Annotated in this window: 18 protein-coding genes; 10 read left to right on the forward strand and 8 right to left on the reverse strand. The window is 71.3% G+C overall.

From position 1 onward, the window contains the following. Positions 1-109 precede the first annotated feature (109 nt). Positions 110-238 (reverse strand): cittilin family RiPP precursor, encoded by a 129-nt coding sequence (locus ACFXB5_RS09520; RefSeq protein ID WP_218053458.1) that lies wholly within the window; start codon positions 236-238, stop codon positions 110-112. 175 nt (positions 239-413) lie between these two features. On the opposite strand from ACFXB5_RS09520, the gene ACFXB5_RS09525 reads away from it, so the two are divergent. Then, on the forward strand, positions 414-1,208 hold the full coding sequence (locus ACFXB5_RS09525; RefSeq protein WP_385204554.1) for a GNAT family N-acetyltransferase: 795 nt from the start codon (positions 414-416) through the stop codon (positions 1,206-1,208). A gap of 29 nt (positions 1,209-1,237) precedes the next feature. Here the strand turns inward: ACFXB5_RS09525 and ACFXB5_RS09530 are convergent, their stop codons facing one another. From ACFXB5_RS09530 to ACFXB5_RS09550, 5 genes are all read right to left on the reverse strand, one after another. Continuing rightward, positions 1,238-2,368: an ABC transporter ATP-binding protein gene (locus tag ACFXB5_RS09530; protein WP_385204556.1), complete on the reverse strand. Its 1,131-nt coding sequence runs from the start codon at positions 2,366-2,368 to the stop codon at positions 1,238-1,240. Positions 2,369-2,394: 26 nt separating this feature from the next. Beyond that, entirely contained in the window at positions 2,395-3,465 is a 1,071-nt protein-coding gene (locus ACFXB5_RS09535; protein ID WP_385204559.1) for an ABC transporter ATP-binding protein, read from the reverse strand. A 19-nt stretch (positions 3,466-3,484) separates the two neighbouring features. Then, positions 3,485-4,462, reverse strand: a complete 978-nt coding sequence (locus ACFXB5_RS09540; RefSeq protein ID WP_385204562.1) for an ABC transporter permease — start codon at positions 4,460-4,462, stop codon at positions 3,485-3,487. A 207-nt stretch (positions 4,463-4,669) separates the two neighbouring features. Then, positions 4,670-6,472, reverse strand: a complete 1,803-nt coding sequence (locus tag ACFXB5_RS09545) for an ABC transporter substrate-binding protein (RefSeq protein WP_385204565.1) — start codon at positions 6,470-6,472, stop codon at positions 4,670-4,672. Positions 6,473-6,542: 70 nt separating this feature from the next. Then, positions 6,543-7,550 carry an ABC transporter permease gene (locus tag ACFXB5_RS09550; RefSeq protein WP_086881049.1) on the reverse strand — a complete coding sequence of 336 codons (1,008 nt, stop codon included), beginning with the start codon at positions 7,548-7,550 and terminating at the stop codon, positions 6,543-6,545. 523 nt (positions 7,551-8,073) lie between these two features. Between ACFXB5_RS09550 and ACFXB5_RS09555 the strand changes: the two genes are divergently transcribed. Next, positions 8,074-9,312 (forward strand): hypothetical protein, encoded by a 1,239-nt coding sequence (locus ACFXB5_RS09555; protein ID WP_385204568.1) that lies wholly within the window; start codon positions 8,074-8,076, stop codon positions 9,310-9,312. A 174-nt stretch (positions 9,313-9,486) separates the two neighbouring features. On the opposite strand, the gene ACFXB5_RS09560 is transcribed toward ACFXB5_RS09555, so the two are convergent. Next, a complete protein-coding gene (locus ACFXB5_RS09560) occupies positions 9,487-11,649 on the reverse strand; it encodes an alpha/beta fold hydrolase (RefSeq protein ID WP_385204570.1) in 2,163 nt (720 codons plus the stop codon). Positions 11,650-11,968: 319 nt separating this feature from the next. On the opposite strand from ACFXB5_RS09560, the gene ACFXB5_RS09565 reads away from it, so the two are divergent. The 8 genes from ACFXB5_RS09565 to ACFXB5_RS09600 all read left to right on the forward strand — a co-directional run bounded on the left by ACFXB5_RS09565 (position 11,969) and on the right by ACFXB5_RS09600 (position 20,244). Continuing rightward, positions 11,969-12,163: a hypothetical protein gene (locus tag ACFXB5_RS09565; RefSeq protein WP_069864354.1), complete on the forward strand. Its 195-nt coding sequence runs from the start codon at positions 11,969-11,971 to the stop codon at positions 12,161-12,163. Positions 12,164-12,225: 62 nt separating this feature from the next. Next, positions 12,226-13,110 (forward strand): N-acetyl-1-D-myo-inositol-2-amino-2-deoxy-alpha-D-glucopyranoside deacetylase, encoded by an 885-nt coding sequence (gene mshB / locus ACFXB5_RS09570; RefSeq protein WP_385204573.1) that lies wholly within the window; start codon positions 12,226-12,228, stop codon positions 13,108-13,110. Continuing rightward, complete coding sequence (locus ACFXB5_RS09575; protein ID WP_385204576.1) at positions 13,107-13,475, forward strand: DUF6113 family protein; 369 nt, start codon at positions 13,107-13,109, stop codon at positions 13,473-13,475. The genes mshB and ACFXB5_RS09575 overlap by 4 nt, the downstream gene beginning before the upstream one ends. A gap of 196 nt (positions 13,476-13,671) precedes the next feature. Then, the gene (locus ACFXB5_RS09580) at positions 13,672-15,891 is read left to right on the forward strand and encodes a hypothetical protein (protein ID WP_385204579.1); all 2,220 of its coding nucleotides are present in this window, start codon (positions 13,672-13,674) and stop codon (positions 15,889-15,891) included. A 184-nt stretch (positions 15,892-16,075) separates the two neighbouring features. Next, on the forward strand, positions 16,076-17,065 hold the full coding sequence (locus ACFXB5_RS09585) for an ABC transporter ATP-binding protein (protein WP_385204582.1): 990 nt from the start codon (positions 16,076-16,078) through the stop codon (positions 17,063-17,065). Then, positions 17,062-17,805 (forward strand): ABC transporter permease, encoded by a 744-nt coding sequence (locus ACFXB5_RS09590; protein WP_385204585.1) that lies wholly within the window; start codon positions 17,062-17,064, stop codon positions 17,803-17,805. The genes ACFXB5_RS09585 and ACFXB5_RS09590 overlap by 4 nt, the downstream gene beginning before the upstream one ends. Before the next feature lie 81 nt (positions 17,806-17,886). After that, positions 17,887-19,182, forward strand: a complete 1,296-nt coding sequence (locus ACFXB5_RS09595) for a sensor histidine kinase (RefSeq protein ID WP_385204588.1) — start codon at positions 17,887-17,889, stop codon at positions 19,180-19,182. 423 nt (positions 19,183-19,605) lie between these two features. Then, positions 19,606-20,244 (forward strand): response regulator transcription factor, encoded by a 639-nt coding sequence (locus tag ACFXB5_RS09600; protein WP_385204591.1) that lies wholly within the window; start codon positions 19,606-19,608, stop codon positions 20,242-20,244. A gap of 52 nt (positions 20,245-20,296) precedes the next feature. Here the strand turns inward: ACFXB5_RS09600 and ACFXB5_RS09605 are convergent, their stop codons facing one another. Then, entirely contained in the window at positions 20,297-21,133 is an 837-nt protein-coding gene (locus ACFXB5_RS09605) for a SirB1 family protein (protein WP_385204594.1), read from the reverse strand. Positions 21,134-21,144 lie beyond the last annotated feature (11 nt).

Here is a 21,144-nt window from a genome sequence, read left to right on the forward strand (position 1 = left end):
GGGTGTGGTGGGTGGGGGGGGGTGTTATGGGTCGCCGTTGGTGCGCGGCGGCCGGGGGGGCGCGCGCGCACCCCGCCCCCCCCCCCCCCGCCTGCTCTCCCGCGCCGGTTTAGTAGTACGAGTAGGGCAGCGTGAGACGGTCCTTACGAGTGAGCCGGGCGAAGAGCGCTCCGGTGAGGATCAGCTTGCGCATGGCGAACACCTCCCTCTCGTTGGGGGCCGGACGCAGTGGGATCACTGTTCCGGCATGCGCTAGACAGTAAATATCCGGCTCAGAACTATCAAGAGTTGACATTTTCCATCAGAAGGTAGTGGATCGCTTAATTCCTTTTACCCGGTGGGTTAACCGCGTTATCCGTGTTTACCTGTTATCGAAAGCCGTGTCATTGTGCGAGTTCGCTTATGATCGCGACGTGTCGCAGACCGACCCGCAGACCGACCTTCAGCGCATCATCGACTTCCGGATCTCCTTCGCCCGCCGACAGGCCGGTGAAGTGCGGGAGGTGCCGGGCGGTTTTCTGGTGCTGCATCGGGAGTACGAACGCTCCCATGAGCACAATCAGCTCCATATCACCGGGCCCGCCGATCCCGAGGGGCTGCCCGAGCTCGCCGATGAGGTCATGGCCTTCCTGCCGCACCGCCGGATCACGGTCCATGACGAGGCCCTGGGCCTGATCTCTGTGCCCGCGCTCGAACGGGCCGGGTACACCCATGTCACCGAGGTGCTGATGGTCCACACCGGGCCGGTGCCGGAGGCCGGGGCGGTCGATGTGGTGGAGCGGGAGCTGGGGCCGGATCCGCACGGGCCGCTGCGGCGGGCGGTGACGGCGCAGCAGTGGCGGTGGATGCCGGACGCGGACGAGAAGACCGTGCACGACCTCGTGGACCGGCGCACCGCCCGGCGGGCCGGGGCCGAGGAGGTGCTCTTCCTCGCCGCCCATGACAACAGCGGCGAGATCGCCTCCTGGGCCGATCTGTATCTGGAGCCCGCCGCCGGGGTCGCCCAGATCGAGGAGGTGGCGACCGCCGAGCCGTATCTGCGCCGCGGCTACGCCGACGCCGTCCTGGCCGACGCGCTGCGCCGCGCGGCCGCGGCGGGGTGCGCGCTGCGGTTCCTCGTCGCCGACCAGGACGACTGGCCGCTGCGCTGGTACGGCCGCCGTGGGTTCACCGCCGTCGGGCGGGTGCATTCCTTCTCGCGGTTCTGAGGCCCTGTGGGGCCTTGGCGGCCGGTCCGTTACGGCTCCTTGTGCGGCAGGGCCTCCGACTCCGCCGCGATAAGCGCCGGGTCCAGCACCACGTCCTCCTCGCGGGCCTCGAGCGTCGGGTCCTCGGGGAAGTGGCAGGCGGACAGGTGGCCCTCGCGGTTGCCGTCCAGGCGGATGAGCGGCGGCTCCTCCCGCGCGCATTTGTCCTGGGCCTTCCAGCAGCGGGTGCGGAAGCGGCAGCCGGAGGGCGGGTTGATGGGGGAGGGGACGTCCCCGGCGAGCCGGATGCGCTCGCGGCGGGTGGTCCCCACGGCGTCCGGGCCGTCCGCCGCCTCCTCGGCCATCACCACCGCCGCGTCCGGCACCGCGGACAGCAGTGCGTGGGTGTACGGGTGGCGGGGGCGGTGGTAGATGGACTCGCGGTCGCCCACCTCGACCACCTTGCCCAGGTACATCACGGCGACGCGCTGCGAGAAGTGGCGTACGACGGCGAGGTCATGGGCGATGAACAGGAAGGCGATGCCCAGCTCCCGCTGGAGCTTCTGGAGCAGATTGACGACCTGCGCCTGGATGGAGACGTCCAGCGCCGAGACCGGCTCGTCGGCGACGATCAGCTTGGGCTCCAGGGCGAGCGCGCGGGCCACCCCGATGCGCTGGCGCTGGCCGCCGGAGAACTCGTGCGGGAAGCGGTTGTAGTGCTCGGGGTTGAGGCCCACGATCTCCAGCAGTTCGCGCACCCGGGCCTCGCGGCCGCCCGGCGGATCGATGCCGTTGATCTCCATGGGGCCGGAGATGATGGTGCCGACGGTCTGCCGGGGGTTCAGCGAGGAGTACGGATCCTGGAAGATCATCTGGATCTCGGAGCGGATCGGGGCGAGCTCCTTGCGGCCCGCGTGGGTGATGTCCCGGCCCCGGTAGGTGATGGTGCCGCTGGTGGGTTCCAGCAGCCGGGTCAGCAGCCGGCCCGTGGTGGACTTGCCGCAGCCGGACTCACCGACCAGCCCGAAGCTCTCCCCGGCGTGCACGGTCAGATCGACCCCGTCCACCGCCTGCACGGCCCCGACCCTCCGTTTGAACGGAAAGCCGCCCATGATCGGGAAGTGTTTGGTCAGCCGCTCGGTGACCAGGAGGGGTTCGGGTGTGCCCGACTCGATGCTCATGCGTCAGCGCTCCTAAGCCCTGGTCCCTAGCCCAGCCGGGGCTTGATCTGCTCGGTGAAGAGGGTCTGTTTCCGCTCGGCGCTCAGATGGCAGGCGGCGCCGCGGCCGTCCGGCAGCGACGGCCGCTCGGTGGCGCAGCGGTCGCCCTCCACCTGGTCGGTGTAGCGGCACCGCGGGTGGAAGGGGCAGCCCGGCGGGGGGCTGAGCAGGCTCGGCGGGGAGCCGGGGATGGGGCTCAGCGGTTCGTCCACGGCGGAGGTCAGCCGCGGCATGGAGCCCAGCAGCCCCCAGGTGTACGGGTGCTGGGGCGCCCGCAGCACCTCGCGGACCGTACCGCGCTCCACGGCCCGGCCCGCGTACATCACCAGCAGGTCGTCGGCGGTGTTGGCCACCACGCCCAGGTCATGGGTGATGAGGATGATCGCGGAGCCGAACTCCTGCTGGAGGTCCTTCAGCAGGTCGAGGATCTGGGCCTGGACGGTGACGTCGAGGGCGGTGGTCGGCTCGTCGGCGATCAGCAGATCGGGGTCGCAGACCAGCGACATCGCGATCATCGCGCGCTGCCGCATCCCGCCGGAGAACTGGTGCGGATAGTCGTCCACCCGCAGCCGCGGGTTGGGGATGCCGACCTTCTGGAGCATCTGGATCGCCCGGGAGCGGGCCTCGCTCTTGGAGGCGCCGGTGTGCTTGCGGTACGGCTCGGCGATCTGGCGGCCCACCGTGTAGTACGGCGACAGGGCGGTCAGCGGGTCCTGGAAGATCATCGCCATGGTGTTGCCGCGCAGCCGCTCCAGGGTGCGCTCGGGCGCGCCGGTCAGCTCCTGCCCGTCCAGCAGGATCTCGCCGCTGACGGTGGTGGTGCGCGGGTCGTGCAGGCCCAGCACGGTGAGGTTGGTGACGGACTTCCCGGAGCCGGACTCGCCCACGATGCCGAGCGTCCGGCCGCGTTCGAGGTCGAAGGAGAGGCCGTCGACGGCCTTGACGATCCCGTCCTCGGTGGCGAACCGGACGTACAGATCGCGTACGGACAGGAAGGCGCCGTCGCCGGGGGCCGGTGGCGGCGTCGCGCCGTCGTCGGGCTTGGTGAGTGTGGTCATCTCGGCAGCTCCGGGTCTGTCAGGCGAGGCGCACGCGCGGGTCGATGAAGGCGTAGGCGGCGTCGACCAGGATGTTGAACACCACGATGGCCGCGGAGCTGACCAGCATCACGCCCATCAGCATCGGCAGATCGGTGAGCTGGACGGATTCCACCGCCAGCCGTCCGATGCCGTGCAGGGTGAAGGTGTACTCGGTGACCATGGCCCCGCCGAGGAGCGATCCGAGGTCGATGCCGAAGATGGTGATGATGGGGGCGATGGCGCCGCGCCAGGCGTAGCGGAAGAAGACCGTACGGCTGGAGAGCCCCTTGGCCCTCGCCGTGCGGACATGGTCCTCCTGCAACTGCTCGACCATCTGGGAGCGGGTCATCCGGCTGTAGTTGGCCATGAAGATCAGCGAGAGCACCACCCAGGGCAGCAGCATCCCGCTGAACCACTTGGCCGGATTCTCGGTGAAGGGGTAGTAGGCGGGCTGGTCCATGATCCCCAGCCCGCTGACGAACCAGGCCAGGGCGAGCACCCCGACGAAGTAGATCTGCATCGAGGCGCCGAGCAGCGACAGCGAGCTGAAGAACTTGTCGATCCAGGTGCCGCGCCGCCAGGCCGCGATCATGCCGATGCCGATCCCGCAGACCAGGAACACGGCGGCGCCGCCGATGGCGAGCGAGAGGGTGGTCGGGAAGCGGTCGACGATGGTGCTCCAGACCGGCTCCTGGCTGACGAAGGAGTAGCCGAAGCAGGGTGCGTCGCAGTGCCCCACGGCGAAGTCCCGTCCGGCGACGATCCCCACCATGAACTTCCAGTACTGGACCGGCACCGGCTGGTCCAGGCCCAGATTCTTGTTGATCATGGCGAGCGAGGTGGGATCGCAGTTCTTGCCGCAGGCGAGCCGGGCCGGTTCGGCGGGCAGGGCGAAGAAGAGGAAGAACGTGATCGCGCTGATCAGGATCAGGATCACGATCGCGCCGAGGGACCGGCGGGCGAGGAATCTCAACATGACGTCGGTGATCTTCCGCTAGGGGCGGGTCCCGGGCGCGGCCGCCCGCGCCCGCGCGCGCGGGGGGCGGGGGGCCGGGGGGGGGCTTCTCAAACCCCGGGGGGGGTTCTTCTCGGGTGGGGGGGGGCCCCGGCCCCCGCCCGCCGGCCCCCCCGCGGCCGGGTGCCGCGCTGCCTGGGTGCGGCCGCGGCTACGTGGGGAAGACGGCTACTTGATGAAGACGGCCGTCGGGTCCACGGCGCCGTAGACCGAGTTGAACTTCACTCCGCCCAGCCCTGAGCCCCAGAGGGTGAACAGCCGGTTGTAGAAGGTCGGGACGGCGGGGATGTCATCGGTGAGGATCTTCTCGCTGAGCTTGATCCACTCCGAGGTGGCCCGGCTGAGGTCGCTGACCTTCGTGACCTTGCCGATCTCGTCGTTGACCGACGGGACGTTGAGGTGCGAGTAGTTCGCGGAGTCGTCGTAGACGTTCTCGCCGCCGTACACCGGCGGCACCACGGTCGAGGCGGACGGCCAGTCGGCACCCCACGAGGACCGGTACAGGTCGAACTTGTTCTTGACCTTTCCGATCTGGGTGTAATAGGTCGACTGGTCGATCTCCTTCTTCTGCACCTTGAACCCGGCCCGCTCCAGCGCCTGCTCGACGACCACCGAGGCGTCCTGGTGGGTGTCGCCGTTGCCGTAGGCGTAGACGAGCTCGTAGTTCTCCTTGCCCGCCTCCTTCAGCAGCTCCTTGGCCTTCTTGGCGTTGCCGCCGGGGTACTTCTTCTTCTGGAACGGGTCGAACTTGGGGTCGTAGCCCTTGAGCGTGGGGCCGACCAGCCCGCCGCCGATCTCACCGGCCTTCGGACCGCCGAACTGCTGGAGGTACTGACCGCTGGGGAAGGCCCAGGCGATCGCCTCGCGCACCTTCTTGTCCTTGACCCGATCGGTGTTGATCGAGACGACATCCACATAGGGCTGCGTTTCGGTCAGCGACCGGGACATCGCCTCCTTGTCCTTGAGGACCGTGGAGATCTGCGACGGGTCGACCGCGTTGGTCCACGTCATCCCGTTCCGGTCGGCGCCCTTGTTCGCCTGGAGCCGGCGGGTGGAGTCCACCCACTGGTGGCCGAAGGAGACGTCGAACTTCTCGACGTACTGATGGCGTATCGAGTCGGTCTTGGGGTCCCACTGGTCGTTCTTGACGAACTGGATGCCCTTGCCCGGCTTGAAGTTCTGGATCTTGTACGGACCGGAGGCCATCGGGGCCTTGTCGTACTTCTCCTTGGTGTCCTTGCCCGGAGGCACCGCGCCGATGTTGGGCATGGCGACCGCGAACGGCACCTCGGCGCGCGGCTGGTCGAAGTGGAAGACGACGGTCTTGTCGTCCGGGGTGTCCAGCACCGACTTGGGCAGGTGCTTGCCCTTGTAGGGGCCGTCCGGAAGCGCCTTGCGGTACTTCTGGCCCTCCCCGGAGAGCCACTGCTGGAGATAGGTCGGCCCGTTGGTCTGATACGGCGCGTAGAGCCGCTCCACGGCCTGGCGGACGTCCTTGGAGGTGATGGGCGAGCCGTCCTCGAACTTCAGCCCGTCCTTGAGGGTGTACGTCCAGGTGCGGCCGCCGTCGGAGGACTTGCCGGTGTCGGTGGCGAGGTCGCCGACCAGCTTGGCCTTGCCCGTCTTGTCGTCGAACTGGTAGTTCGTCAGCGTCCGGTTGAAGAGCGTCTGCATGATCAGCTCATCGCTGACGTAGATCTGCCCCGGGTCCAGATGCTCGAAGGCGTCCCGCTGGAGCACCGTGACGGTGCCGCCCTTCTTGGCGCCCGGCAGGTCCTTGGCCGGTCCGGTGGAGTCGGCGGCGGTGCCGAGGGCGACGTCCTGGGACTCCATCTTGGGCTCGTTCGAATCCTTGGGGTTCGAGCTGCCGCCTCCGCTGCTGCACCCCGCGAGCGCCAGGGCCCCCGCGGCCAGGGCGACGGCGTAGGTACGGGCTCTGCGACTTTTCTTCGACCGTTCTTCGATGTTCACGTTGCCACTGCACCTGCCTCATCGGACGGAAGACTTGCCGTTCACTGCCTTGGGCCCGCCGGCCCCCCGGTCACCGCGTGGTCTTGGGATCCATCGCGTCCCGGACCGAGTCCCCGAGCAGGTTGAAGGCGACCACGAAGACCACCATGGCGATGCCGGGGAAGAACATGTAGGTGATGTCGCCCTCGTAGAAGTTCGCGCCCTTGGCGAACATCCGGCCCCAGTCGGGGGTCGGCTCCACCACGCCGACACCGAGGAAGGACAGCGCCGCCTCCGTCGTCACGAAGTTCGGCAGCATCAGCGTGGACTGCACCAGGATGGGCGTGACCAGGTTGGGCAGCAGCTCCTTGCGGACGATCCGCCACGGCGAGGCGCCGGTCACCCTGGCCGCCTCGACGAACTCACGCTCCCTCAGGGACAGCACCTGGCCGCGCAGCAGCCGGGCCAGCTGCATCCAGCCCAGCAGCCACAACACCATCACCAGGGCCGTCACCCGGAAATAGGTGGGCGTCTCCTTCTGCGGGCTGACGAACAGCGCGGTGACCACCGGCATGAAGGCGACGAAGAACAGCTGCTGCGGAAAGGACAGCAGCAGATCGATGAGGCGGCCGAGGAAGTAGTCGGTGCGGCCGCCCGTATAGCCCGCCACCACGCCGATCACGATGCCGGTGAGCGTGGACAGCACCGTCGCGGCCAGCCCGATCAGCAGCGAGGTGCGGATGCCGTAGACGAGCTGGGTCAGCACATCGCGGCCCAGCTTGGGCTCGATGCCGAACCAGAACTCGCCGTCGATGCCGCCGTTGGGCTTCATCGGATAGCCGGTGAGGGGGTCCAGCAGCTCGGGCCGGTCCAGGCCGTAGGTGGTGTACGGATCCTTGCCGTACAGCCAGGCGATCACCGGCGCCAGCACGGCGACGGCGAAGAAGAAGACCACCACGCACGCGGAGACCACACCGGTGCGGTCGCGTCTGAAGCGCCGCCACATCAGCTGGCGGGGCGCCAGACCGGCCGGCGCCTCGCCCTCCGTGCCGCCCGGTGCGGTCTTCTCGACCACGCCGGTCTGGGATGGACTCGTCATCGCGTAGCGTCCCCCCGCACTGGTGTCACACCGTCAACTCGCGTTGTCTATGCGCGTCATGTCGCCGCCCGCTCGCCAGGGTGGTGCATGCGTGTCGGGTTGAGCGGACTTTCGCAATCGGGGAACGGCACAGTCAAGGGTCCGGGGAGGGTGGATGTGCCGCTCATTCGAACCTTGAGCGAAGATTTGGCAGATCGAGGTCCGGGCGTGCTTGACAGAGATTCCCCATGGGGGACAAAACGTGGACTATGGGCAGGAAACGCGTTAACACACAGGCAACTCATCTGTCGCAACACCGATATACGGACGCGTCAGGCTGAACTGCGTACGGCCGTGCGGGTGCCGTAGACCGGCCGGGGCGCGTGATGCCGCCCCGGCCGGTCGCACCACTTCGGGGGGTTCGGCCGGTCGTGTCTCCCGGCGGTCTCCGGACGGTCACGATCCGCATTTTTCTTCCACGATCCGTATTTTTCTTCGGCCCGCGACGGTTGCCCGGGGTGCGAGGCGGGGGAGACCTACGGCTATGGGGCAGGGACGGATACTCAACAGCGGAGCGCGCGTCTTCGGGGCGCTCGTCTGCGCGGTTCTCGGGCTGATCTCGCTGGGATGGATCATCCACGACCTGGACAAGGCCGATGAGGCGAACCATCTGTGGTGGACCTGGGCGGGGCTGCCGTTCCGGGCCACCGGCGGAATCTTCGGCTCCTCCCTGCTCGACCTCGCGCTGCTGCTGGTCTACGCGGTCGTCGGGATCACCGCCCTGCGCTCACCGGCCGCCGCGGGCGCGCTCGGCGCGGTCGCGGTGGTGACCGTCGCGGTGCGCCTGCCCAGCCTGTGGAACCTGAACTCCGACTGGCTCCAGGGCATCCCCGGCGACCTGAAGACCCGGGCGAATGCCAGCGCCTGGGCGCAGGTGGTGCTCGCGGGGCTGCTGCTGGCCGTCGTGGCCGCCGCCCGCCGCCCCGCCGACCTCGCCGCCGAGCCCGGTCAGCCGGTCTCGCCCGCCGACCGGCCGCCGGGCCGCCCCGCGCCCGGGGCGGCGGTCGTCGGCGCGCTGTTCCTGGGGGCCATCGGGGTCGTCATGGCCGCCTGGCAGATCTACTGGGCCCAGGAGCGCGGCTGGGAGATCTACAAGTACCTGCTCACCGGCAAGCACACGCTGCCCACCCTGCTCTCGGCGCCCGGTGCCTGGGTCGCGTGGGCGGCGGTGGCGCTGTGCCTGGCCGGGGCGGCCGCCGCGCTCGCGCGCGCCCCGCTGGCGCGCCCGCTGGGGATGGTGGCGGCGGCGCTGGTCACGGCCACGGGGATCAGCGAGGCATCGCTCTACATCAAGCTGGACTATGTGGACAACCTCAGCGATCTGCCGACGGTGGGCGTGCTCAGCGTGCTCACCGGCTTCTTCGAGGCCATCGCGGGGCTGATCGCCCTGATCGTGCTGGCGCGGCGGGGCGTGGAGGAGGGCGCCGGGGGCCTCGGGGGCGCTCCGGCGTACGGCGGCGGTGGCGGCTACGACGGGAGCTATGACGGGGGCTATGACGCCCAGGGGCCCGGGGGCTACGGGGACGGCTCCGGGGCCGGGGGCTACGGCGGCGGTTATGGCAACAGCGGTTATGGCGGCGGCTATGGCAACAGCGGCTACGGCAGCGGCGGTTACGCCCCGCCGCCGCCCGCCACTCCGCCGCTGGTGCCCCCGCCGCCCGGCACCCCGCCCGCCGCACCCCCGCCGCCGTCCGCGCCCCCGGCCCCGCCACCGGGCTGGTGACGGCGGATCAGCGAGGCCCCGGGGTCCAGGCCCGGCCCGGTGCGGTTCGGGTGCGCCCCGAAGGGGCGCGGGGCTGTGTCGATGTGCGGCTCCGCCGCGTGGGCGCGACCAGCCACGACGCAGCCGCAGGCCAAGGACGGCAGCTTGCGGCTCTTCCCGCGGAGCGCCTAGCGCCTACTCCAGCCCCAGGGACCGCTTGAGGAAGTCCACCTGGAGCAGGAGCAGATTCTCCGCGACCTGCTCCTGCGGGGTCATATGGGTCACCCCGGACAGCGGCAGCACCTCATGCGGACGGCCCGCGGCCAGCAGCGCCGAGGAGAGCCGCAGGGTGTGCGCGGCCACCACATTGTCGTCCGCCAGACCGTGAATGATCATCATCGGCCGTGCGGTGTCGGCCGCGCCGGACAGCCCCTCGTCGGTCATCAGCGCGTTGGCGGCGTAGACCTCGGGCTGTTCGTCCGGCAGGCCCAGATACCGCTCGGTGTAGTGGGTGTCGTACAGCCGCCAATCCGTTACCGGGGCGCCCACCACGCCCGCGTGGAAGACATCGGGGCGGCGCAGCACCGCCAGCGCGGCCAGATAGCCGCCGTAGGACCAGCCGCGGATGGCCACCCGGCCGAGGTCCAGCGGATAGCGCCCGGCGAGCGCCGTCACCGCCTCGACCTGGTCCTCCAGCGTGACCGCGGCCAGGTCGTCGCGCACCGCCTTCTCCCACGCGGGGGAGCGGCCGGGGGTGCCGCGGCCGTCGGCGACGATCACCGCGAAGCCCTGGTCGGCGAACCACTGCGAGGTGAGATGGGCGTTGTGCGAGGCGACCACCCGCTGGCCGTGCGGGCCGCCGTAGGGGTCCATCAGGACCGGCAGCGGTCCGTCGCCCTCCTGATAGCCGCTCGGCAGCAGCACGGCGCACGGGATGTCCCGTTTGCCCGCGAAGACGAGTTCGGGGCGGGCGGTGATGACAGGCCGTTCCGGGTACGCGTCGAGCTCGGCGAGGCGCTCGGCCGCGCCGTGGTCGGCGGGCCGGAGGAGCTCCACGCTCACCCCGGGCCGCTCGAGACCCGTGTACGACAGCGCGATCACCTCACCGCCGCGCACGGCGGAGTGGACCGCGGGGAAGGGCCGCTTGCCGACCGGCTCCCAGCCGCCCTGGTCGCCGCTGCCCCGGAACCAGGCGCGGTGGACGGCGATCTCGCCCGGCTGCTCGGGCAGCGGCGCACCGGCGCCGGGGGAGGCGGAGAACAGCACGTCGTCCGTGCCGATGTCGAGGACCGCGCGCACCTGGAGGGCGCTGGAGGTCAGCTTGCGGTCGCCGACCATCAGGACCCGGGCGCCCCCTTCGTCCGCGATGCGGACGAGTCGTCCATCTTCGGTCCAGGCCGGCACTCCGGGGAAAAGATCCAGCCAAACCGCGTCCTCGTCCACATGGACCGTGCTGGTCCGGCCGCTGTCGGTGTCCACGGCCAGGTAGAGCTGGCTGCGCTGGTCCCTGGCCTGGACCAGAAGCAGCGGCGGACCGTAGGCCGACCAATGCACCCGCGCGAGGTACGGATAGCGCTCCCGGTCCCACTCGATCTCCGTACGGGAGCCGTCCAGACCGAGCAGAACCAGCCGCACCTCCGCGTTGGCGGTGCCCGCGGCGGGATAGGCGACCTCCGCGGGCTCCCGGCCGGGGTGGGCGGGGTCGGCGATCCACCAGCGCCGTACGGGGGACTCGTCGGCCCTGGCGGCCAGCAGGGCGTCGCTCCGCGGCGACCACCAGAAGCCGCGTGAGCGGTCCATCTCCTCGGCCGCGATGAACTCCGCGAGGCCGTAGGTGACGGAGTCCCCCTCCGGCTCGGCGAGCGCCCGGTCCCCCTCGCCGTCCGCGCCGGTGACCCGCAGCGCCCCGCCCGCCGCGTAGGCGATGTGGCGGCCGTCGGGCGAGGGGCGCGGGTCCACGACCGGGCCGGGGACGCGCAGCTCGCGGGTGGTGCCGGTGGGCAGCTCCGTGGTGAACAGCCGCCCGGAGAGGGCGAAGGCGGCCCGCTCGACCGCGGCGTCCACCGCGTAGCCGACCACCCCGGCCGACCCCTCGCGGCTGCGCTCGCGCCGCGCCCGCTCCTCGGGGGACAGCCGCTCGTCGGCGCCGCCGAGCAGCTCGGCCGGGTCGGCGGCGGGGTACTCGCGCCGCCCGGCGAGGTCGTACACCCACAGCAGGCCGGTCCGGTCGGTGCCCGAGCGGGAGCGCAGGAAGGCGACGCGTGAATCGTCGGGGGCCACGGCCAGGGCCCGCGGTGTCCCGAGGGTGAAACGTTGGGTGCGCGCGTGCTGCCGAGGGAACGAGAGCTGTCCGGTCATGGGGGGAGCGTACGGGTCAGGATCATCGCGAGGGAGGGTACGGACCGGTAGGCCGGGCGGGCGTTGCCCCTGGCACGGTTCGGTCGGGACCGCGCCGGTGCCAAGCGGCCCCGGGCGTTGGCGAGATGGCGCATAACCAACGAGAAGTAGCCCCCGGGGCCGGGAAGTTCGTGCGATCAGGCATGCGCCCCTGTCATGCTCCCGTGCACCGAGTCGTGTGCGCAGCGCCATAGTTATGATCGATTGCGCATAGTGGGTAGCCCCTCTGTGGCATCAATATGTTGTCCGTCCGAGTGCGTGTACCTGGAGGTGAGCCGCTGTGGCGCTCTCGATCTCGATGTCAGTGCTACTGCTGATCATCGTCTTCATGCTCGTGAACAAGGCGGGACTGAAGGCGGTTCATGCGGTCGTCTGTGTCCTCCTCGGCTTCTACCTGGCCAGTTCTTCGGTCGCTCCGACGATCGACGACCTCACCACCAACGTGGCGGACATGATCGGCGGCGTGAAGATCTGACCCCGAGCGGGGCCGGGGCGTGCGACCCATGGGCACGTGTGTGCGAATCGTAGGCTGTGCCCATGACCGTTCTTCCCGCCCGTCGTCTGCTGCTCGTGCACGCACATCCGGACGACGAGTCGATCAACAACGGCGCGACCATGGCGAAATATGCCGCCGAGGGCGCACACGTCACCCTGGTGACCTGCACCCTCGGTGAGGAGGGCGAGGTCATCCCGCCTGCCCTCGCGCATCTCGCCGCCGACCGCGACGACGCGCTCGGCCCGCACCGGATCGGCGAGCTCGCCGCGGCCATGGACGCCTTGGGGGTCGGGGATCACCGCTTTCTGGGCGGGCCCGGCCGCTATCGCGACTCCGGAATGATGGGCGCCCCCCAGAACGACCGGCCGGACTGCTTCTGGCGGGCCGATCTGGACGAGGCCGCCGGGCATCTGGTGGCCGTGGTCCGCGAGATCCGGCCACAGGTCCTTGTGGCGTACGACACCAATGGGGGCTACGGCCACCCCGATCACATCCAGGCGCACCGCGTGGCGATGCGCGCCGTGGAGCTGGCCGCCGATCCCGGCTTCCGCCCCGACCTCGGCGAGCCGCACGACATCGCGAAGGTCTACTGGAACTGCGTACCGCGCTCGGCCGTCGAGGAGGGCTTCGCCCGGCTGCGAGCCGAGGGCCGTGACTCCCTCTTCCCCGGCGTCGCCACGGTGGACGACATCCCCGGGGTCGTGGACGACGCGGACGTCACCGCGTTCATCGACGGCGTCCCCCATACCGGGGCGAAGGCCGCGGCGATGCGCGCCCACGCCAGCCAGATCGCGGTGGACGGACCCTTCTTCGCGCTCTCCAACGACCTGGTCCAGCCGATGTTCCTGCACGAGCACTACCGGCTCGTCAAGGGTGAGGCCGGGGCGGACCGCGAGGACGACCTGTTCGCGGGGGTGACGGCATGACGGCCCCGCGCCTGGGCGGATACGCCCTGCTCGCCGTGGTCGGGGCGCTGGTCGGCGCCGCGGGCGCGCTGGTCCAAGCGGCGTGGTTCCCCGGCGGGTTGCTGCTCGCGCTGCTCGCGGTCGCGGGCCTGTGCTACGGCGGGGTCAAGGCCATGGGCGCCCGGATGGGCGGCGGAGTGCCCGCGGGGGCCTGGACGGTGGCCGTGTTGCTGCTCACTTCCTCCCGTCCGGAAGGGGATTTCCTTTTCGGCGCCGGGTTGGGGTCGTACGCTTTCCTCCTCGGCGGGATGTTCATCGGTGTGATGTGTGCCACGCTGCCATTGGTGCCGCAACCTCCTGGCCCGCCGGTCCGACTTGGTAAGTGACGTGACGTTTTTGGCACGACGTCCTCGGCACTCGGAGGCCCTTCGGACACACGGCGAAGGGTGCGCCTCGGGCGTACCGGATGCGGTGATCCGGCGGCCGTCAAGTGCGCGTCCGCACCGCCCAGTATGGTGGTGCCGCCGCCGAGCCGCCCGCGCGAGGTCTGACGGGCGGCGGAGCTAACTGGGAGAACCTGCTTTGAGCCGTGAATCTGACAGTTCGTCCTCCGGGCCCCGGGAGGGAAGCGGCGGTGCCGCCTACCCGTCGGGCACCCCGCCGTACGGATCCCGCCAGTACCCCTCGCCGAACCCCACGCAGGAGGCGCCGCAGGGTGCCGCCGAGGATGGGCAGGCGCGTGCCGCGGCCAAGCCGGAGGAGCCGAAGACCGAGACCACGCTGACGACCCGGATCAAGATCAACATTCCGGGGTCGCGGCCCATTCCGCCGGTGGTCATGCGCACACCCGTCGCGGAGGACGGCGTACCCGCGCCGCGCTCCGGCGGGGACGACGACGCCGCCGAGCGCACCAGCGCCCTGCCCCGGGTCGACTTCACGCCGACGCCCGAGCGCGGTGTGCCGGCCGAGCCCGGCGGGGCGAACGAGCCCACCGAGGGCCGGGAGAGGAAGAGCGGCAAGGGCGACGGCGAGCGGACCAGTGACTGGTTCGCGCCCCGTAGGTCCAGAAGCGGCTCGTCGGCCACCGGAAGCACCCCCAAGCCGTCGGTGCCCCCGGCCCCGGACACCACACAAGGGTTCCCGGCCCCGGACACCACCCAGGGATTCCCCGCGCCCGACACCACGCAGGGATTCCCCTCGCCGGAGACGACGCAGGGATTCCCGGCGCCGGACACCACTCAGGGGTTCCCGGTGCCGCAGCAGGGCGGCGGCCCCGTCGCCGATCTGCCGTACTTCACCGACGCCCAGGCGCCGTCCGGCCACCCCGAGCCGACCGGGCCCACCACCGGCCCGGTCACCGGCGACATGTATCTGCCGCCGTCCGGCCCCGGTGCGGGCCCGCACGACAGCGATCTGCTGGCCGCGCCCGGACCGGGCCCCGCGGGCGGCTCGTACGGCGGTGACCCGACGCCCCCGGGCGGAGTGGGCCCGCTGGCCGGGGGAGGCCCGGCCGGTCAGCCGCCGACCCCGCCGGGCGGCTCGCCGCTGTCCGGCAGCCTCGGCGCCACCACCGGCGTGGGACCGCTGACCGGCCCCGGTGCGGGCCCCGCGGACCGCCCAGGAGCCGATCCGGCCCCCTCGCTGTTCCGCGACCCCGAGCCCACGCCGACCGGCGGCGTGCCGCCGGAGCAGATCTCCAGCGACACGCTGGTCAGCGGGGTGCCCGTGGTGCCCTCGGCCGAGGGCCGGGCCAAGCCGCCGTCCCCGCCCGTTCCGGGCGGCCCGGGTGCCCCGGCGCCCGGCGGCGACAGCGCCCCGGCGGCGTCCGCCCCGAAGGCCGGTAAGTCCAAGAAGAAGAAGGGCCGGTCCAAGGTCGTCATGATCGGGGGCCTGCTGTTCGTGATCGCGGGCGGGGCCTACGCGGCCGGTCTGGTGATGAACCACGCCGATGTGCCGAACGGCACCACCGTCCTCGGCGTCGACATCGGCGGCACCTCCAAGGAGGTCGCCGTCGACAAGCTGGACACCGCGCTGGGCAAGCGCACCACCGCCCCGCTGACGGTGTCGGTCGACGGCCAGGAGAAGGAGATCAAGCCCTCCGTCGCGGGCCTGGCGCTCGACACCGAGGCCACGGTCCGGGATGTCGCGGGCCGGGACTACAACCCCGTCACCGTGATCGGCTCGCTCTTCGGCGGCACCCATGAGGCCGAACCGGCGGTCACCGTCGACGAGGAGAAGCTGCGGGACGCCCTGGAGCGGCTCGCGGGCGACTCCGGCACGGCCCGCGAGGGCGGCATCAGCTTCACCTCCGGCAAGGCCGTCCCGGTGTACGGCAAGGAGGGCAAGGGGCTGGACGTGGACAAGGCGGTCAAGGCCGTCTCGGACGGGTTCCAGCTGCGCGCCGAGACCGGCCAGAACAAGGCCATCACCCTGCCGGTCACCATCAAGCGCCCCACGGTCAGCAAGGCCGAGGTGGACCGGAAGCTGAAGACCTTCGGCGAGCCCGCGATGTCGGGGCTGGTCACGGTCCAGACGGACGCCCAGCACTCGATCCCGTTCGGCCCGGACAAGTCGCTGCCGAAGATCCTCTCCATGCGGGTGGTCGACGGCAAACTGGTGGAGCACTACGACCTGGCCGTGCTCAAGCAGCTCTACGGCAGCACCTTCGACGGCGTTCTGCTCGAGCGGGGCGACGGCTCCAAGAAGCCCGTCACCCCGGAGGACGTGGAGTCGGCGCTGCGCCAGGCGCTGCTCGGCAAGACGCCCAGCGAGCGCATCGGCGTCGTCGGCAAGGACAACTGACCGGCCCGTCACGCGCGGTCGGACGACGCGGCCACCGCCCGGCACCGGGCGGGGGCCGGGCTCTGTCTGCCGGGCCCTGTGCCTTCCTGGGCCGCGTCACGCCCCGACCCATGACATCTGTCATCCCCAGGTCACGACCGCTGACACTGCCGGGCACCCCCCGCCCTCGGCCAGTCTTATGGTCATGACCACAACGACCGCTGTTTCCGCCCCCGGCACCGGGGCCGCCACCACGGGCGCCCCGCCCGTGGTCCGCTTCGAGAAGGTGAACAAGGCCTACGGCAGCGTGCGCGCCGTGACCGATCTCGATCTCACCCTGTACCCGGGGGAGACCGTCGCCCTGCTGGGCCCCAACGGCGCCGGCAAGTCCTCCAGCCTCGATCTGCTGCTCGGCCTGCGCCACCCCGACTCGGGCAGGGTGGAGGTCTTCGGCACCACCCCGCGCCAGGCCATCGTCCGCGGCCGGGTCGGCGCGATGCTGCAGAGCGGCGCTCTGATGGAGGACGTGACGGTCCGCGAACTGGTGGGGCTGGCCTGCGATCTGCACCCCAAGGGCCATCCGGTGGACGAGGTGCTGGAGCGGGCGGGGATCGCCGAGATCGCCTCCCGCAAGGTGAACAAGCTCTCCGGCGGCCAGGAGCAGCGGGTGCGCTTCGCGTTCGCGACCGCCGGGGCCTCCGATCTGATCGTGCTGGACGAGCCCACGACCGGTATGGACGTCTCGTCCCGGCAGACCTTCTGGGGCGCGATGCGGGAGCAGACGAAGCAGGGCCGCACCATCCTGTTCGCCACCCACTACCTCGATGAGGCCGACGCCATCGCCGACCGGGTGATCGTGCTGCACGGCGGCCGGGTGCTGGCCGACGGCTCGTCCGCCGAGATCAAGGCGATGGCCGGGGCCCGGCGGATCTCCTTCGGGCTGGACGGGCCGGTCGACGAGTCGGCGCTGCGCGCCCTGCCCGCGCTGACCGGGATCGATATTTCGGGGCGTACCGTACGGATACGGTCCACCGACGCGGACGCGACCGTGCACGCGGTCTACGGGCTCGGGCTCTATCCGCACGGGCTCGAGGTCACCGGCCTCGGCCTGGAGCAGGCGTTCCTCGCCATCACCGACGCCGCCACCGACGCGGCCGGCGACACCGCGCCCACAGTTGAGGAGTCCGCACGATGAAGGCGCTGGTCAAGCTGGAGATCGCGCGGACCCTGCGCAATCGCAAGTTCATGTTCTTCACGATCATCTATCCGTCCGTGCTCTTCCTGCTGATCGCGGGCAGCACCGACGCCGACGACCGCGTGCCCGGCACCCGGCTGTCGATGCCGCTCTACTACATGGTCGCGATGGCCTCCTTCGGGGCGCTGGGCGCCGGGCTGATGGGCAACGGCGAGCGGATCGCCAAGGAGCGCGAGGGCGGCTGGACCCGGCAGTTGCGGCTCACCCCGCTGCCCGGGCGCGGCTATGTGGCGGCCAAGATCGCCGTGGGCGCGGTGGCCACCCTGCCGTCGATCGTGATCGTCTTCGTGGTGGCCGCGGCCGTCAAGGGCGTACGGCTGGACGCCGTCTGGGAGTGGGCGGCGCTGACCGGCGCCATCTGGGCGGGCTCCCTGGTCTTCGCCGCGCTGGGGGTGGCCATCGGCTATCTGGCGACCGGGGACGCGGTCCGCCCGCTGACGATGATCATCTACTTCTGTCTGTCGATCCTCGGCGGGCTGTGGATGCCCACCACGTCCTATCCGGAGTGGCTGCGGAACATCGGCGACTATCTGCCCACCCACGCCTACACCGCCCTCGGCCAGGCGATCGAGCTGGGCGGCGCCCCGCACACCAAGGACGTGGCGCTGCTCATCGGCTACCTCGCGGTCTTCGCGGGCGGCGCGGCATGGCTGTACCGCAAGGACACCCGTAAGGCATGAGGGATGCCGTAAGGCGTGAAGCGCATCCGTAAGGCATGACCGAGGGCGTGGCCCGAGGCGTGATCCGAGGAGAGAAGAACCATGGCTGACCGGGCCGAGTGGACCGACGGCGATCCGGAGTGCCGCCCCGACGGCGATCCGGAACGCCGCCCCGGCGGGCGCCGCCGGCTGACCTGGTGGGCCGACGCGATGGCGTACGACGAGGAGAACGACCGGGTGGCCGCCATCGGCCAGCCTCCCGAGAACCGCAAACAAGTGCTGGTCAAGCTGATGTGGATCGGGATCTGGATGGGCTATATGGGCGCGCCGGTGAGCGATCTCGCCGACGGCCACCACACCGCCCTGGCCACCGTGTGCGGCGGGCTCGGCCTGCTGGTCTTCGTCACCGTCTATCTGGGGCTGGTCTTCCGGCACACCGGGCGGGCGCTGAGCCGGACCGCGGTCCTGGGGGCGCTGGGCATGATCTGCGCGCTCGCCGCCGTGCTCACCCTCACCATGGGCGACGACTGGCTGGTGCTCTCGGTCTATGTGTCCGTCGCCTTCGGGGCGGTGCTGCCGCTTCGGCTGTCGAGCTGGGCGATCCCGCTGAACACGGCGTTCATGGTGGGCATCGGGGTGCTGGTGCGCGGTTCGCACGGACTGGTGTCCGCCCTGGTCATCCCCTCGCTGCTCGGCGGCTTCGCGATGAGCGCGGTGGGGCAGATGGTCCGCACCACCCGGGCGCTGCGCGCCGCCCGCGCCACCGTGGCCCAGCTCGCCGCCAACGAGGAGCGGCTGCGGCTCGCCCGCGATCTGCACGACCTGCTGGGCCACTCGCTCTCCCTGATCACGCTCAAGAGCGAACTGGCGGGGCGGATGCTGCCCGACAAGCCCGAGCAGGCGGCGCGCCAGGTGGCCGATATCGAGCGGGTCAGCCGACAGGCGCTGGTGGACGTCCGGGAGGCGGTCAGCGGCTTTCGACGCCCCACCCTGGAGGCCGAGGTCGCCGGGGCCCGTACCGCCCTCGCCGCCGGGGGCATCGCCGCCGATCTGAGCCGGGCCGGCATCCACCACCCCGACCTTCCGCCCGACCAGGAGGGCGCGCTGGCCTGGGCGCTGCGCGAGGCGGTCACCAATGTGGTGCGGCACAGCGGGGCCCGCCGCTGTTCGGCGACGCTCGACGAGACGGGCGACGAGCTGCGCCTGACCGTCAGCGACGACGGCCGCGGCGCCACCGGCCCGCACGGCAACGGGCTCACCGGGCTGGCCGAGCGGCTCCAGCTGGCCGACGGCCGCCTGGAGACCGGCCCCGGCGAGCGCGGCGGCTTCACTCTCCGCGCCCTGGTCCCGCTCTCCCGCGGCGCCCACGTGGAGCTGCCCTCGCAGGCCGCGCCCTAGCGAAGTCGGGCAGTCCGGCCGGTCCCGAAGCCGAAGCGGCCTTGAGCCGGCCTGCCCCGCCTCAACGGCTCACCCACCATGCGGTCACGGCCCCTGTCGCTGCTGTGGTCACCAAGGTGACCAGCCATGCGGGGACGCGCTGAATAGTCAAGTGCAGTCCGCCGCACCGGAGTTCGAATTGCGGCGTGCCGTAGGTGCTGTCGCTCGTCGGCGATCTCACCCGCTTTGCTGAACAGCACCCGCGCCCCGCACCCCGCACCCCGCACCTCGCGCCCCGCGCGGCGACCCGAGCGGCACGGGCGCGTCCAGGCCGGCGCGCCTGCGGCAGCGCCGGCAACTGGTCATGCACCGCCGCCCCTGGGCGCTCGCCGCAGCCCTCTGCCTGCTCCTGTCGGCGCTGTTCGCTGGTCATAGGCTGGCTCCATGCCCGACGCCGACGGACACCGCCCCATAAGATGCATAAGAGTCCTCCTCGCCGAGGACCAGTCCATGGTGCGGGAGGCGCTGGCCGCGCTCCTCGGGCTCGACGACGAGATCGAGGTCGTCGCGCAGGTGGCGCGCGGCGACGAGGTCGTGGACGCCACCCGGATCCATCGCCCCGATGTGGCCCTGCTGGACATCGAGATGCCCGGTATGAGTGGGATCGAGGCCGCCGCCGCGCTGCACCGGGCCGAGCCCGGGATCCGGATCGTGATCCTCACCACCTTCGGCCGCCCCGGCTATCTGCGCCGCGCCATGGAGTCCGGCGCCGACGCCTTCCTGGTCAAGGACGCCCCGGCGGCGCAGCTCGCGGACGCGATACGGGGGGTGCTGCGCGGGGAGCGGGTGATCGACCCCACACTGGCCGCCGCCGCGCTCGTGGACGGGGCCAGCCCGCTGACCGCGCGGGAGCGCGAGGTGCTGCGCGCCTCGGCGGACGGCTCGACCAACGCGGAGCTGGCCCGCGCCCTGAACCTGTCGCCGGGCACGGTCCGCAACTACCTCTCCACGGCCATCCAGAAGACCGCCGCCCGCAACCGCGCCGACGCCGTCCGCATCGCCCGCGACAAGGGCTGGCTGTAACGACCGCGCCCTCGATAGGGGCACACAGATCAGGGCGGGACCGGCGGAGCGCTCAGTTCAGCATCGCGCGGGCGGCGCGGGCCTGGCGGCGTATCGTCTCGGCGGCGTCGGGCTCCACCGCCGCCACGACCTCCGCGTAGTCCTCCAGCTCCTTGGCGCCGGTCAGGAACTCGCCCCGCTCCACGAGGAGTTTCGCCCGCTCGTAGCGCAGCTCGGCCGGATGGCTGGGCAGCAGCAGGGACAGCTCCACCGCCCAGAGCCGGACATCGGTGCGCTCGGGGCGGGCGGATGCCCAGGCGCGGATGTTGTTGAGGATCCGCAGCACGATGTCCAGCGGCCCGGCCGGGGTGAGCATCGACGGCGAGAGCGGGGTGCCCGTGGCCCCCGACACCAGCGTCGCCGCGTCCTCGGCGGACAGCGGCCGCCCGCCGTCGAACGGATCGGCCAGCACATGGCCGCCGTAAGGATCGCCGAAGCCGACCACGAAGTGGCCCGGCAGCCCCACCCCGTACACCGGTGCGCCCGCCCGCCGCGCCACCTCCATCCACACCACGGACAGCAGGATCGGCAGTCCGCGGCGGCGCCGCAGCACCTGGTGGAGGAGCGAGGACCCCAGCCGCCGGTAGTCGGCCGGGCCGCCCCGGAAGCCATGGCGCTCGCCGAGGAGGCGGGCCAGCGCGGCGGCCCAGTCCTCGGGGCCGCTGGGGGAGAAGGGGAGCTGACCGGCGAGCCGGTCCAGTTCGATCTGCGCTTCGTCGATTCCGGTCTCGTCCAGGCCGGGGTCGGCCTCCATGCCGACCAGCAGGCACAGCAGCGCCAGATCGGGGCGCTCTTCGCGGGCCGCGTCGGCGAACCAGCGGCGGCGGGAGACGTCGTTCATCCGTGGCATAGCCGCCTCGT

The organism is Streptomyces sp. NPDC059455 (assembly GCF_042750115.1).
Lineage (GTDB): Bacteria > Actinomycetota > Actinomycetes > Streptomycetales > Streptomycetaceae > Streptomyces > Streptomyces endocoffeicus.